The organism is Sphingomonas sp. PL-96, from assembly GCF_020707215.1.
Classification (GTDB): Bacteria; Pseudomonadota; Alphaproteobacteria; order Sphingomonadales; family Sphingomonadaceae; genus Sphingomonas.
On the sequence record NZ_JAJFET010000018.1, the window covers coordinates 1 to 13551 of the forward strand.

Sequence of the window (13551 nt, forward strand, 5' to 3'; positions counted from 1 at the left end):
AGGGCCGGCAGGGGGAGGGCCGGCAGCGGGAGCGCTCGGAGGCCCAGGCGGGCGCAGCGGGCGAGGGCGGCGGTGGTGGCGGACATGGTGGCTTCCCCCTTGGGCCGGGCATCGGCGGGACCGGCGAGCTTTTTTCCGCGAAACGGATAGGTTCCGCAAAATCTTGCGGCAAGCGGAACCCCACCTATATGCGCCAGCGTAACGACGCGTTGCCCGGCATTGGGGGCGCGTTTTCAACAAGTTTGACACTCAGCCGGGGGCCTACGAGGGAATATGGCTAAAGTAATCGGGATCGATCTGGGTACCACCAACAGCTGCGTCGCGGTGATGGAAGGCGGTACGCCCAAGGTTATCGAGAACGCCGAGGGCGCGCGCACGACGCCGTCGATCGTCGCCTTCACCAAGGATGGCGAGCGCCTGATCGGCCAGCCGGCCAAGCGCCAGGCGGTCACCAACGGCGACAACACGATCTTTGCGGTGAAGCGCCTGATCGGCCGCCGCTTCGACGATCCCGTCACCCGCAAGGACACCGAGCTGGTGCCGTACAGCATCGCACGCGGCCCCAACGGCGACGCGTGGGTGAAGGCGGGCGGCGAGGAATATTCGCCTTCGCAGATCTCGGCCTTCACGCTCCAGAAGATGAAGGAAACCGCCGAGAGCTATCTGGGCGAGACGGTGACGCAGGCCGTGATCACGGTGCCGGCGTACTTCAACGACGCCCAGCGCCAGGCGACCAAGGACGCCGGCAAGATCGCCGGGCTGGAAGTGCTGCGCATCATCAACGAGCCGACCGCGGCGGCGCTGGCGTATGGCCTGGACAAGGACAACAACAAGACCATCGCGGTCTATGACCTTGGCGGCGGCACGTTCGACATCTCGATCCTGGAGATCGGCGACGGCGTGTTCGAGGTGAAGGCCACCAACGGCGACACCTTCCTGGGCGGCGAGGACTTCGATTCCAAGATCGTCCAGTACCTGGCCGACGAGTTCAAGAAGGCCGAGGGGATCGACCTCACCAAGGACAAGCTGGCGCTGCAGCGGCTGAAGGAAGCGGCCGAGAAGGCGAAGATCGAGCTGTCCTCGGCACAGTCGACCGAGGTCAACCTGCCCTTCATCACTGCGGACCAGAACGGGCCGAAGCACCTGGTGAAGACGATCGGCCGGGCGGACCTGGAGCGGCTGGTCGACGACCTGATCCAGCGCACGCTGGAGCCGCTGCGCAAGGCGATGGCCGATGCGGGCGTGAAGGCGAGCGCGATCGACGAGGTCGTGATGGTCGGCGGCATGACCCGCATGCCCAAGGTGCGCCAGGTCGTGAAGGACTTCTTCGGCAAGGAGCCGCACACGGGCGTCAACCCGGACGAGGTCGTGGCGATCGGTGCCGCGATCCAGGCGGGCGTGCTGCAGGGCGACGTCAAGGACGTGCTGCTGCTCGACGTGACCCCGCTGTCGCTGGGCATCGAGACGCTGGGCGGCATCATGACCAAGATGATCGACCGAAACACGACGATCCCGACCAAGAAGTCGCAGGTCTATTCGACGGCCGACGACAACCAGGGTGCGGTGACGATCCGCGTGTTCCAGGGCGAGCGCGAGATGGCGGCCGACAACAAGATGCTGGGCCAGTTCGACCTGGTCGGCATTCCGCCGGCGCCGCGCGGCGTGCCGCAGATCGAGGTCACCTTCGACATCGACGCGAACGGCATCGTCAACGTCTCTGCCAAGGACAAGGGCACGGGCAAGGAGCAGCAGATCCGCATCCAGGCTTCGGGCGGTCTCTCGGACAACGACATCGACCAGATGGTGCGTGATGCCGAGCAGTTCGCCGAAGAGGACAAGAAGCGCCGTGCGGCGGCCGAGGCGAAGAACAACGCCGAGAGCCTGATCCACACCACCGAGCGCCAGCTGGCCGACAATGGCGACAAGGTCGACGCGAGCCTGAAGAGCGAGATCGAGGGCAAGATCGCCGAAGCCAAGACGGCCGTGGAAAGCGGCGACGCGGACCAGATGACCACCAAGGCGCAGGAACTCGCGCAGGTGGCCATGAAGCTGGGCCAGGCGATCTATGAGAAGCAGCAGCAGGCCGAGGCCTCGCCGGGTGCCGAGGGCGGTGCTGCCGCTCAGGACGACGATGTGGTCGACGCGGAATTCTCCGAAGTCGACGACAGCAAGAAGTAAGCGGATGCCGGGGTGCTCCTGCGGGGGCGCCCCGGTTCTTGCGCCGGGGTACGCCCGATAGGGGGCACGCCGGCGTCTCCGGCTGCGACCGGCGGCAGATGGAAGCGGCATGAGCACCGAAGTCGACTATTACGAACTGCTCGGATGCGAGCGCACCGCCGATGGCGCGACGCTCAAGTCTGCGTATCGCAAGATGGCGATGCAGTATCACCCGGACAGAAACGCCGGGTGCAAGGATTCCGAGGCCAAGTTCAAGGCCGTGTCCGAAGCCTATGAGGTGCTGAAGGACCCGCAGAAGCGGGCGGCCTATGACCGCTATGGCCATGCCGCGTTCCGCCAGGGCGGCGGCGGTGGCGCGGGCGCGCAGGACTTCGGCGGCTTTTCCGACATTTTCGAAAGCGTGTTCGGCGAGTTCATGGGCGGCGGTCGTGGCGGCGGGCGTGCCGGACCGCGCCGCGGCGCCGACCTGCGCTATGACATGGAAGTCACGCTGGACGAGGCGTTCCATGGCAAGGCGACCGAGATCACGGTCGACGTCTCCAGCGCCTGCGGCCCGTGCGGCGGCAGCGGCGCCAAGCCGGGGACGGCGGCCAAGACCTGCACCACCTGCGCCGGCCACGGCAAGGTGCGCGCGCAGCAGGGGTTCTTCGTGGTCGAGCGGGCGTGCCCGACCTGCCACGGCGCGGGCCAGGTGATCGCGGACCCGTGCCCGGCCTGCCACGGCGAGGGCCGGGTCGAGCAGACCAAGACGCTGTCGGTCAACGTGCCGCCGGGCGTCGACGAGGGCACGCGCATCCGCCTGACCGGCGAGGGCGAGGCGGGCGCACGCGGAGCACCGGCGGGCGACCTCTACATCTTCCTGCACGTCAAGCGGCACCCGCTGTTCGAGCGCGAGGGCACGACGCTCTATGCGCGCGCGCCGATCAGCTTCACGACCGCAGCGCTGGGCGGCGAGATCGAGATCCCGGGGCTCGACGGCGAGGTGCGCACCGTGCGCATCCCGGCGGGCATCCAGTCGGGTCGCGAGCTGCGCCAGCGGGGTGCCGGCATGCCGGTGCTGCAGGGCCGCGGCTTTGGCGACCTGGTGGTGCGCGTCGAGGTGGAAACACCGACGCGGCTGTCGGCCAAGCAGCGCGAGCTGCTGCAGGCGTTCCGCGAGACCGAGACGGGCGACGAATGCCCGGAAAGCCAGGGCTTTTTCGCCAAGCTGAAGGCGGCGCTGGGCTGATGCAGACCGGCCGCGGCGGTGCCGCGGCCGGTCTGGCCGAATGCGGGCGAGCGCGGGCCGGGTATATACCCACGCGGCAGGATCGTGCCCGGGGCCTGCGCCCCGCAGGTCCGCTTGCCCTGAAGAACAGATAGCGGCTTTGCCCGTGCGCCGAACGGCGCGTGGGCCAGGGATCGGGCCTGCCTTTCGCGGGCGGGCGATGCCCTACGTAAATTCCGGCACATCGGCTGGATCGAGTGCCGACGAGGCGTGCCGCGCGCGCGCCTGGCCGAAGTCGGGCGTGCATCCGTATTCGTGCTGACGCGGCCTGCCCCCAAGCCAACTATCTGTAATTTGGGACTTTGGCCGGCTTCTTCGGCAGCAATCAGATTCAGGGGGATGCATGGCGCTTCTGGCAAGCCGGCGGGCCGATGACGGCTGCCGTGAACCCGACATCGGGCGCGCGCCCACGGCCGAAACGGCGGCCGATCTCGACCAGCTGAGGTCCGCGCTGTGCGCGGTTCTTCCCGACATCGGCGCTGCAGCCAAGCAGACCAGCAGCAACCGATGCGTGCCGCCCGCCTCCATCGGGCTGCTCCAGCAGACCGGGTTCATGCAGGCGTTGCAGCCCGTCCGCTACGGCGGGCTGGAGTTGCGGGTCGGCGACTTTGCCCCGCTGATCGTGGACCTTGCCGAAGCCTGCCCGTCCACCGCCTGGGTCGCCGCGATCCTGGCACAGCACGCGCACGCGATCGCGCTGTTCTCTCCCGTGGTGCAGGAGGAAATCTGGTCCGGGAACCCGCAAGCACTGGTCGCGTCGTCGGTGGCGCCGGTCGGAAAGGCAGAGAATGTGCCCGGCGGGGTTCAGCTGTCGGGGCGCTTCGGCTTTTCAAGCGGCTGCGACCATGCGGAATGGTTCATGCTCGGGTTCCGGCGGCCGGTGCGCGGGGACGCCACGGAGCCGCAATTCGCCATCGTGCCGCGCAGCGCGGTCGCGATACACGACAACTGGCACACCGCGGGCCTGCGCGGAACGGGCAGCAAGATGCTCGTCGTCGAGTCGGTGTTCGTGCCGGAATATCGAACGGAGTCGATGTTCGGGATGAACTTCGGCCTGTCCAAAGGCTTTGGCACCAACAAGGGGCCGAGCTTTCACGCGGCGCTGCAGCCGCAATTCTCGCTGTCCTTTTCCGCCGTTGCGGTCGGGATCGCGCGCAAGATGGCGTGGGTCTATCGCGATTGGACGCTGGACCGCGTGCGGGCCTACACCGGCGCCAACGCGGCGGGCCGGGCACCGGCGGCGATGCGCCTGGCGCAATCGACCCAGCAGATCGAGGCCGCCAGAGCGCTGCTGGAAAAGGACTGGGCGGCCATGGATGCCCTGTGCGAGCGACGGCGGTTGCCCGGACCGGACGACCTGAACCGCTGGCGCGCGAACCAGGCCTTTGCCATTTCGATGGCGATCCAGGCCGGCAATCGCCTGTTCAGCGCGTGCGGCGGAAGCGCGTGGTACGAAAGCAGCGCACTGCCGAGCCTGTGGTGCGACCTCAACATGGTGGGGTCGCATGCCTGGGCCGACTATGACACGGCCCGCGAAATCTATGGCCGGCAGCTTCTGGGCCTCGATCTCGACCCGGCCTTGTAGCGGCGCCTCGAAGCGGAAGGGCGCGGGGAGGCTGTCGAGCGTGCGCGGCGCGCGAGCGGATGGACACGGGCGCAGGGAGGCGGCACGTTCGCGCGGTACGCGGCAACGGGCTGTTGCCGCGTTTTCCCCGCACAGGATGGTCCGATGCCCTCGACATTTCTGCGGTTGCTGCCGCTGCTCTCGCTTGGCCTTGCGGTGCCAGCCGCCGCGCAGACCGAACCGGTGGCGGGCGTGGACGAGGAGGTCCCGCTGACCCCCGCGACGCTGGGCGATGCGCTGAGCTGCCGGTCGCACCCCGCCGCCGTTGCCTTCGCCACCGCGTTGTTCCTGGAGGGCAAGCCGCCCGAGTGGATGCGCGCCGCCGGCGAGCGCAAGGAAACCGAGGGCATGATCGGCCTGTTCGGCTATACGCTGTCCCAGCCGGTCGAGATGCTGGGGGAGCCGGTCACGACCGTCTATTTCCTGAAGGACTGGGTCCTCACGCTGCTGCCGCGCAGCAAGGCGACGGCGTTCCTCGCGGCGCAGAAGCTGGAGCGCGCGCCGATCAAGGTGGCCGAGCAATATTACCGCTTCGTCGATCCCGAAGCCGGGCCGATGCTGGGCGCGTTCGAGCCGACCGGCGGATCGATGGAGGCCGCGTTTGCCCGGGCGTTCGGCGAGAAGCCGCCGCCTTCCGCCCCCAGCGACAGCCTGTTCGTGGGCTGCAACTACGCGCCTGCCACCAAGGCCGAGTTCCTGGAGATGGCCGCGCAGTCGGAGGCGATGCTGGACGAGGTGGCCAAGGGAATAGCGGAAGCAATGGGCTCCGCAAAACCCGAGTAGCGGAGGCCGCGGCGGCCCTTCGTTGCCCGGCGCTTCGGAGCCGTCCTGACGAACGTCAGCATGGGGAGAGCACGACCTTTGCAACGGCCATGAGGCGCGATGGCGGGGGCGGGCGGGGAGCGGCGTCAGTAGGGGATGGGCTCGCAGGCGATGCCGTCGCTGTCTCCGTCCATCTCCGGTCGGTAACCGGGCGTGCCGCGGTAGATGGGGGCGGCGCCGGCGGCACGTGCGGCGTTGCAGCCGCTGTAGGTAACCGACCGCTCGACAGCCGCGATCTCCGCCGGGGTGCGGGTGGAGAGCGCCCAGACGCGGTGCAGATCCGGCGTGATGATCCAGGTGACGGCAAACACCGCGACGCAGCCGGTCACGACGGTCGCGGCAAAGGAGGTTCGCCTTTGGGAAGGCGCGCTGCGCTGGCCGAAGGGGTCGGGGTTCGCCTGCGCATGCCGGAAACGAGGGTAGCGGTTCGCCATCGGTGCAGCATGGCGGGCGATGCTTGCCAGGACGCTAACGGGGTAGGCGCCTCACAGGGATTTGGCGCTGCCAGGCTGGCGAGGCCATTCGCGCCCGTGTCTCGGACAGCATTTTGTGTGGCACGCACCCGATCGCGCCGCTGTCGCGTTGTATCGGCCAAGGTTTGAGGAGCAGTCATGGAAGATCGACACGAACGCGGAAGCGATGCGACGGACCCGCGCGATCCTTCCCGCAAGCCGGCCATGTGGCTGGGTGCCTATATCGTGATCGCGTTCCTGGTCGCGATCGTCGGCGTCTATTTCGCGTTCGGCTGGGGCGGGCACGACGGGGCGACGCAGGTCGAGCAGGTCGGAAGCTGACCGGCAGGCGCGCCGGATTGCGGCAGGTGGAGTGGGTCAAGCCCTTGCGAAGCCTTGAAGTTTCGCGCGCGGTTCCCACATCCGGATCACTGTTCAACAGCTGAAAGGAGGTGGTCGAATGTCTCATTGTCATATGCCGCGCATGGCGGGTCGAGTGAGCAAGGCCTTCTCGGGGGTCCACTGCCTCTGACGGTTCGCCGCGCTTCACGCGGCTGACAATGTAGGGTCGTCCCAGCGATGGGGCGGCCCTTTGTCGTTCGGGGTAGGGTCGTCCCAGCGATGGGGCGGCCCTTTGTCGTTCGGGGCAGGGTCGTCCCAGCGATGGGCGGCCCTTTGCCGTTCGGAGGACGCGCCGGAGCGATGGGGCGCCTCTGTCGTTTCCGGACCAGCGTGGGCTGGAATGAAGTGGCGAGCGGGGGACGCGCCGACTATCACCGCGCCCGCCAAGCAGACTGCCGGGGACACGCGCATGATTGAACGCCATTTAATGAAGATCCGCGCGCGCGATACGCTGTCGGCCGAGGAGGAGCAGGCGATCCGCGGCGCGCTAGGCGAAGTGCGCACCCACCCGGCCGGCCGCACCATCATCCGCGCGCACGAGGAACTGAGCGAGTCCACGCTGCTGCTCGACGGGATCCTGGCGCGCTTCAAGGACCTGCGCAGCGGCCAGCGCCAGGTTACCGAGCTGCACGTGGCGGGCGATTTCGCCGACCTGCACAGCTTTACCCTGAAGCGGCTGGACCATGACATCATGACGCTGACGCCGTGCCGCATCGTCACCGTGCCGCACGACAATCTGCGGCGCATCACCGAGGCCCATCCGCACCTGACGCGGGTCTATTGGTTCGCCACCAACCTGGACGCGGCGGTGCATCGCGAATGGGAGGTGTCGCTGGGACGGCGCACCGCGATCGCGCGCATGGCGCACCTGTTCTGCGAGCTGCATGTGCGGCTGGGGATCGTCGGGCTGGTGGAGGGCAACCGCTATCAGCTGGACCTGACCCAGCTGGAGCTTTCCGAATGCCTGGGGCTGACGTCGGTGCATGTGAACCGGGTGCTTCGCGAACTGCGCGAGCAGGGCGCCGTCGAGTTCCGCAGCGGGCGCGTAACGATCCGCGACCGGGCCCTGCTGGAGCGGATCGCCGAGTTCAATCCCAGCTACCTGTACCTGGAGCAGCGCGCGCGCTGAGCGGTCGGCAAGTCACGGCCAAGAAAATCGTGCTGATCTAGATTGAAGTCGGCAACGCCGCAGCCGCCCGGGCTTTTCAATGGCATGCCTGCATATTCCTTTCATCTTTGCACCACGGCCGAGAGCCGCCCGATCCGCAACACGCATAGCGAGTTCCCGGACGTGGGCGCGGCGCTGGCGGAGGCGGCGCGGATCGGGAGCGGCATGATCCGGCAGCGGGTCCGCCGCAAACCCTGCGAGCTTCGCGCGCATCTGGACGTGCGCGACGAGGGCAATGCCCCGGTCGCGCGGATCCTGCTGGCGGAACTTGCCCGCCAGATGTCGTAAGGACCCAGCCCGTGAACGAATTCGACACCACCGGCCGGGACCATCCGGTGCCGGAACCCGAGGACGTCGCGTTTCCGGGCCGCATCACCCTGAATGTCGATGCGCGCGATGTGACTCGCCGCATCTTTCGGGTGCGCGAGACGATCCCGGTGCCGGCGCCGGGCGTGTTCACGCTGCTGTTTCCGGAATGGCTGCCGGGCTATCACGCGCCCCAGGCGCCGATCGAGCTGTTTGCCGGGCTGACGGTGCGCGGCGGCGGCGAGACGCTGTCGTGGAAGCGCCATTCGACCAAGGTCCATGCGTTTCACGTCGACGTGCCCGAGGGCGTTCGGCAAGTGGAGGCGTGCTTCCAATTCCTGTCGCCGACCGACAGCGCGCAGGGGCGCGTGGTGGTGGGGGCGGAGATGCTGAGCCTCCAGTGGAACACGGTGCTGCTCTACCCGGCGGGCTATTACAGCCGGCGGATCGAGGTGGACGCGCGGCTGACGTTGCCGGACGGGTGGGAACAGGCGTGCGCGCTGGCGGTGACGGGCCGGGAGGACGGTGCGCTTGCCTATGAGACCGCGCCGCTCGACGTGCTGGTGGACTCGCCGGTGTTTGCCGGGCGGAATCACAAGCGGGTGGCGCTGGACGATGCCGAAGCGGTGCACCTGGCGATCTTTGCCGATCGTCCGGAGCAGATCGCGTTGACGCCGGAAAAATTCGCGCCGCATCGCGGGGTGGTCGAGCAGGCGGAGAAGCTGTTCGGGGCGCCGCCGTTCGACCGCTATGAGGTGCTGTTTGCGCTGAGTGACGAGATCGGCAGCATCGGCGTAGAGCACCACCGGTCGTGCGAGGCGGTGACGCTGCCGAGCTATTTCACCGAGTGGGACGAGACATTCTCGCGGCGCGACACCATCCCGCACGAGTTCATCCATGCCTGGAACGGCAAGCACCGGCGGGGCGAGGACAGCTGGACGCCGAGCTTCGACCGGCCGATCCGCAACAGCCTGATGTGGGTGTACGAGGGCCAGACCCAATATTGGGACCGGGTGCTGTGCGCGCGATCCGGGCTGTGGACGCCGGAATGGGCGATGGGGGCGATGGCGCTGACCGCCGCCACCCATGCGGCGCGCGCGGGCAGCCGCTGGCGGCCGATGAGCGACACGACGCGCGACCCGATCATCGCCGCCCGCGCGACGCTCCCCTGGGCGAGCTGGCAGCGCAGCGAGGATTATTACTCCGAAGGCGCGCTGGTGTGGCTGGACGTCGACACGCGCATTCGGGAGCTGTCGGGCGACACGCGCTCGCTGGACGATTTCGCGCGGGGCTTCTTTGCGGCGGAGGAAGCCGGGACCTGCACGACCCGGACCTATGTGTTCGACGAGGTGGTGGCGGCGCTGGAGGCGCTGGCGCCGTTCGACTGGGTCGGATTCTTCCGCGACCGGATCGAGGGACGGCACACGGGCGCGCCGCTGGAGGGGCTGGAGCGGGGTGGCGTGCGGCTGGTCTATCGCGCGGAGCCGAGTGCGTACTGGGTGAATTCGGAAAAGGTCGCGGGCAACGTCAACCTGATGTTCTCGCTGGGGCTGACCGTGGGGAACGACGGCAAGCTGCAGGAAGTGCTGTGGGAAGGGCCGGCGTTCGAGGCGGGGCTGACCACCGGGGCGACGATCCTGGAAGTGGCGGACGAGGCGTTTGCGCCGGACGTGCTGCGCAACGCTGTGGCCAAGGGCGAGGACGTGCGGCTGCGGGTGCGGGTGGGGACGCGCGAGCGGGAGGTCGCGATCGGCTGGTCGGAAGGGCATCGCTATCCGCATCTGGAGCCGATCCAAGGCGCGCGGCCGCGACTGGCGGAGATCCTGGCGCCGCGCGACTGACGCGGGCGGGCCCTCCGCGGCGCTTGCCTCCGGCCGGTGGCCGCGCGACAGTGCGGGCATCGACCAAGGGGGGAATGATGATGCGACGGGCGTGGATGCTGCTGCTGGTGCCGGCCGTTCCGTTGATCCAGGCGGCCGCGCCGCCGGTGGCGCAGGTGGCCCCCGCGACCCAGGACGCGGCGCTCAACGCGTTTCTGGACGCGGCGTTCGACGCGCAGGTGGCGTTGAGCCCGGAGATGCAGACCCATCTGGGGCTGAAGACCAACTATGACCGGCTCGACGACTATACCGACGCGCTGTCGGTGCGGCGGATGGCGCTGGCCGAGCAGCAGCTGAAGGACATGCGCGCGCGCTTCCGGCCCGAGCAGCTGAGCGACAGCGCGCGGGTGAGCTATCGCCTGTTCGAGTCCGACACCGAGCGGGCGCGGGCCTCGTTCCAGTTCCGCCGCCTGCGCTTTCCGGTTTCCACCAACGGCAGTCCGGCGGGCTCGATCCCGGTGCTGCTGATCAACAACCACAAGGTGGACACGGTCGCCGACGCGCGCGCCTATATCGCTCGGCTACGCGACACCGAGCGGGTGATGCGCGAGGTGGCAGCGACCATGCGCGAGCAGGCGGCGGCCGGGATCGTCCCCAACCAGGTCAATTTCGCACCGGCGCGGGCCGACGCGCAAAAGGTCATCACCGGGGCGCCGTTCGACAGCGGGCCGGATTCCACGCTGATGGCCGATTTCCGGAAAAAGGTCGCGGCGCTCGACGCACCGGCGGCGACCAAGGACACGCTGCTGGCGGACGCGCAGGCGGCGCTGACCGGGCCGTTCCGCCAGGGCTATGGCGTGCTGCTGGCGGCGTTGGATGCGATCGAGCCCCAGTCGAAGGGCAATTTCGGCGCGTGGAGCCTGCCGAACGGCGCGGCCTATTATGCCGACCGGCTGAAGAATTCGACCACCACCGACATGACCGCCGAGCAGGTCCATGCGCTGGGCCTGGCGCAGGTGGCGGCGATCCGCAAGGAAATGGAGGCGGTGAAGCAGCAGGTCGGGTTCACCGGCACGCTGGAGCAGTTCTTCGACCACATCCGCAGCGATCCCAAGTTCAAATATCCCAACACGGAGGCGGGACGCGAGGCGTATCTGGGCGATGCGCGCGCGGTGATCGCGTCGGTGATGGCGGTGGCGCCGCGCTATTTCCGGGAGCTGCCCAAGGCGCCGCTGGAAGTGCGCGCGGTGGAGAAATGGCGGGAGGGGACCGCCTCCACCGCCTTCTACAACCGGCCTTCGGCCGACGGGTCGCGGCCGGGCATCTATTACGTGAACCTGGTCGACATGAACCAGACGCAGAAGGTGCAGGTCGCCGCCATCGCATCGCACGAAGGCGCGCCCGGCCACCATTTCCAGATCGCGCGGCAGCAGGAGCTGACCGGCATTCCCAAGTTCCGCAAGTTCGGCGGCTATGGCGCCTATACCGAGGGCTGGGGGCTGTATTCGGAGCGGCTGGCGGACGAGATGGGGGTGTACAAGGACCCCTATGCGCGGTTCGGCATGCTGTCGCTGCAGGTGTGGCGGGCGATCCGGCTGGTGCTGGACACCGGCATCCACGCCAAGCGCTGGGACCGCGAGCGGGCGATCGCCTATTTCAAGGCGAACAGTTCGGTGTCCGACACCGACATCGCGCGCGAGGTGGACCGGTACTTCAACTGGCCGGGGCAGGCGACCAGCTACATGGTCGGGCAGCTGAAGATCACCGAGCTGCGCCGGCGGGCCGAACGCGAGCTTGGCGACCGGTTCGACATTCGCGACTTTCACGAAGCGGTGCTGAGCCAGGGCGCGCTGCCGCTGGACGTGCTGGACGAGCAGGTGTCGCGGTATATCGCGGCGAAGCGGGGGTAGGGGCCGCTAGTTTGCGAGGGGGTTTGGACGTCTGATCCCTCCCCGTTAGTCTCAAGCAGGGATCGCGCTTGTCGAGCGCCCGTGTCGAGAGAGCCGCAGCCGATTTCTCGATACGTCGTCTCGACAAGCTCGACGGCTATTCGAAACAAGCGGGATGGGGCGGCCTAGCGGGGGTGGGCCGTTCGTGCTCCTGCTTTCGGGACCTCTGCATGCGGTGCGACAGCCGCTTCCAGACCTGCCGTATCCCTGCGCAGGCAGGGATCCAGGGCCAAGCAGAACAACCGCTGGCGGCGTATGACGCCCTGGGCTCCTGCCTCCGCAGGAGCACGGCTGAATAAGGGGCGGGCGGCTAGTCGGCCGCGGGGAGGGTCAGGCGGAAGCTGGTGCCGGCGGGGGCGTCCATCAGGTCCAGCGTCCCTCCCGCGGCTGCCAGCAGCGAGCGGGCGATGGGGAGGCCCAGGCCGGTGCCGCCGCGGGCGCGGCGGGAGGTGAAGAAGGGCTCGAAGATGCGGGCTCGGTCGGCGTGGGGGATGCCGCTGCCGTTGTCGGACACGGTGAGGATGACGGTGCGGCCGGGGGTGATGGCGATGGTGACGGCGGTGGCGCCGGCCTGGCGGCTGTTTTCGAGGAGGGTGGTGAGCACCGCCTCCAGCGTGGGCGCGGGCACGGCGGCGCGGACCGGTTCGCGATCGGTGGCCACGGTGACGGCCAGGTCCTTGCCGCGCAGCCGGCGGGTCACCGCGACCACGTCGGCGACACCGTCGCTCGCCAGCGTCATGTCTGCGCGGGCGAGTTCGAGCAGGCGGGAGACGAGCAGCGTCAGCCGTGTCGCGTCGGCATCGACATTGGCGAGGAAGCGGCGGCGGTCCTCCGGCGCCATATCTTCGGCATGGTCCTGGAGCAGCTCGATCGCGCCGCGGATGGCGGCGAGCGGCGTCTTGAACTCATGGCTGACGGCATGGGCGAAGTCGCGCAGGTAGCGCGAGCGGGTGTCGATCGCGGCGGCCATGACGGCGAAGTCGCGATAGAGGTCCTGGATCTCGAGCGCGGCGGTGGGCGGCACCGGCGGCACCGCGCCCTGGCCGGCGGCGACGCCGCGCGCGGCTTGGCGCAGCGCGTCGATGGGCCTGGCGATGCCGCGCGAGAGCAGGCCCGACAGCCCGACCAGCGCGCCCAGGATCGCGAGCACGCCGAACGCGATCTTGCCGCGATCCTCGTACAGGCCGACGAACAGCGCGCGCGCCGAGCGCGACAGGAGCAGCACGCCGACGACGCGGCCGTTCACCAGCACTGGGCGGGCGTGGTGGACGCGCAGCGCCGCGGCGCGCGACAGCCATTCGAAGCGATAGACCGCGCGATAGGCAGCGTTGCGGCGGAGCGTGGTGGCGGAGGTGCCGGCGAGCGCGGCGGCGACTTCGGGAAGGGCCACGTAGCTGCCGCGGGCGGTGGTGCCGGTGACGATGCGGCCCTCGCGGTCGAGCAGCAGGATCGAGGCGAGCGTGGCGGGACGGGTCTGGGCGAGGATGGGGGCGAGGCGTTGGCCCGCCTGGCGGGCGTCTTCGGCGGGGGGCTGCGCGGCTTCTGGCGCGGGTCGTTCGGGGA

Annotated in this window: 11 protein-coding genes; 9 read left to right on the forward strand and 2 right to left on the reverse strand. The window is 68.8% G+C overall.

Going from position 1 to position 13551, the window contains the following annotated elements; translation table 11 throughout:
- Nucleotides 1-273 precede the first annotated feature (273 nt).
- The 4 genes from dnaK to LK533_RS17660 all read left to right on the forward strand — a co-directional run bounded on the left by dnaK (nucleotide 274) and on the right by LK533_RS17660 (nucleotide 5852).
- Complete coding sequence (gene dnaK / locus LK533_RS17645) at nucleotides 274-2178, forward strand: molecular chaperone DnaK (protein WP_229364388.1); 1905 nt, start codon at nucleotides 274-276, stop codon at nucleotides 2176-2178.
- Nucleotides 2179-2287: 109 nt separating this feature from the next.
- Nucleotides 2288-3406 carry a molecular chaperone DnaJ gene (dnaJ, locus tag LK533_RS17650; RefSeq protein WP_229364389.1) on the forward strand — a complete coding sequence of 373 codons (1119 nt, stop codon included), beginning with the start codon at nucleotides 2288-2290 and terminating at the stop codon, nucleotides 3404-3406.
- A gap of 382 nt (nucleotides 3407-3788) precedes the next feature.
- On the forward strand, nucleotides 3789-5030 hold the full coding sequence (locus LK533_RS17655; RefSeq protein ID WP_229364390.1) for a hypothetical protein: 1242 nt from the start codon (nucleotides 3789-3791) through the stop codon (nucleotides 5028-5030).
- A gap of 144 nt (nucleotides 5031-5174) precedes the next feature.
- A complete protein-coding gene (locus LK533_RS17660) occupies nucleotides 5175-5852 on the forward strand; it encodes a hypothetical protein (protein ID WP_229364391.1) in 678 nt (225 codons plus the stop codon).
- Between the two features lie 125 nt (nucleotides 5853-5977).
- Here LK533_RS17660 and LK533_RS17665 read toward each other — a convergent pair whose 3' ends face one another.
- A complete protein-coding gene (locus tag LK533_RS17665) occupies nucleotides 5978-6325 on the reverse strand; it encodes an excalibur calcium-binding domain-containing protein (protein WP_229364392.1) in 348 nt (115 codons plus the stop codon).
- A gap of 177 nt (nucleotides 6326-6502) precedes the next feature.
- Here LK533_RS17665 and LK533_RS17670 point away from each other — a divergent pair, with 177 nt between their 5' ends.
- From LK533_RS17670 to LK533_RS17690, 5 genes are all read left to right on the forward strand, one after another.
- Nucleotides 6503-6685, forward strand: a complete 183-nt coding sequence (locus LK533_RS17670) for a hypothetical protein (RefSeq protein ID WP_229364393.1) — start codon at nucleotides 6503-6505, stop codon at nucleotides 6683-6685.
- Nucleotides 6686-7154: 469 nt separating this feature from the next.
- Nucleotides 7155-7874, forward strand: coding sequence for a Crp/Fnr family transcriptional regulator (locus LK533_RS17675; RefSeq protein WP_229364394.1), 720 nt, complete (start codon nucleotides 7155-7157; stop codon nucleotides 7872-7874).
- Nucleotides 7875-7958: 84 nt separating this feature from the next.
- Nucleotides 7959-8201 (forward strand): DUF6894 family protein, encoded by a 243-nt coding sequence (locus LK533_RS17680; protein WP_229364395.1) that lies wholly within the window; start codon nucleotides 7959-7961, stop codon nucleotides 8199-8201.
- Nucleotides 8202-8212: 11 nt separating this feature from the next.
- Nucleotides 8213-10060 (forward strand): M61 family metallopeptidase, encoded by a 1848-nt coding sequence (locus LK533_RS17685; protein ID WP_229364396.1) that lies wholly within the window; start codon nucleotides 8213-8215, stop codon nucleotides 10058-10060.
- A gap of 74 nt (nucleotides 10061-10134) precedes the next feature.
- Nucleotides 10135-11949, forward strand: a complete 1815-nt coding sequence (locus LK533_RS17690) for a DUF885 domain-containing protein (RefSeq protein ID WP_420705886.1) — start codon at nucleotides 10135-10137, stop codon at nucleotides 11947-11949.
- Nucleotides 11950-12298: 349 nt separating this feature from the next.
- On the opposite strand, the gene LK533_RS17695 is transcribed toward LK533_RS17690, so the two are convergent.
- Nucleotides 12299-13551, reverse strand: a 1253-nt coding sequence (locus LK533_RS17695) for an ATP-binding protein (protein ID WP_229364398.1), incomplete at its 5' end; no start/stop codon positions are given.

What these genes read in the sequence shown, in the direction of transcription:
- dnaK (WP_229364388.1), top strand. Translation starts at nt 274, where the DNA reads ATGGCTAAAGTAATCGGGATCGATCTGGGTACCACCAACAGCTGCGTC.
- dnaJ (WP_229364389.1), top strand. Translation starts at nt 2,288, where the DNA reads ATGAGCACCGAAGTCGACTATTACGAACTGCTCGGATGCGAGCGCACC.
- LK533_RS17655 (WP_229364390.1), top strand. Translation starts at nt 3,789, where the DNA reads ATGGCGCTTCTGGCAAGCCGGCGGGCCGATGACGGCTGCCGTGAACCC.
- LK533_RS17660 (WP_229364391.1), top strand. Translation starts at nt 5,175, where the DNA reads ATGCCCTCGACATTTCTGCGGTTGCTGCCGCTGCTCTCGCTTGGCCTT.
- LK533_RS17665 (WP_229364392.1), bottom strand. Translation starts at nt 6,325, where the DNA reads ATGGCGAACCGCTACCCTCGTTTCCGGCATGCGCAGGCGAACCCCGAC.
- LK533_RS17670 (WP_229364393.1), top strand. Translation starts at nt 6,503, where the DNA reads ATGGAAGATCGACACGAACGCGGAAGCGATGCGACGGACCCGCGCGAT.
- LK533_RS17675 (WP_229364394.1), top strand. Translation starts at nt 7,155, where the DNA reads ATGATTGAACGCCATTTAATGAAGATCCGCGCGCGCGATACGCTGTCG.
- LK533_RS17680 (WP_229364395.1), top strand. Translation starts at nt 7,959, where the DNA reads ATGCCTGCATATTCCTTTCATCTTTGCACCACGGCCGAGAGCCGCCCG.
- LK533_RS17690 (WP_420705886.1), top strand. Translation starts at nt 10,135, where the DNA reads ATGATGATGCGACGGGCGTGGATGCTGCTGCTGGTGCCGGCCGTTCCG.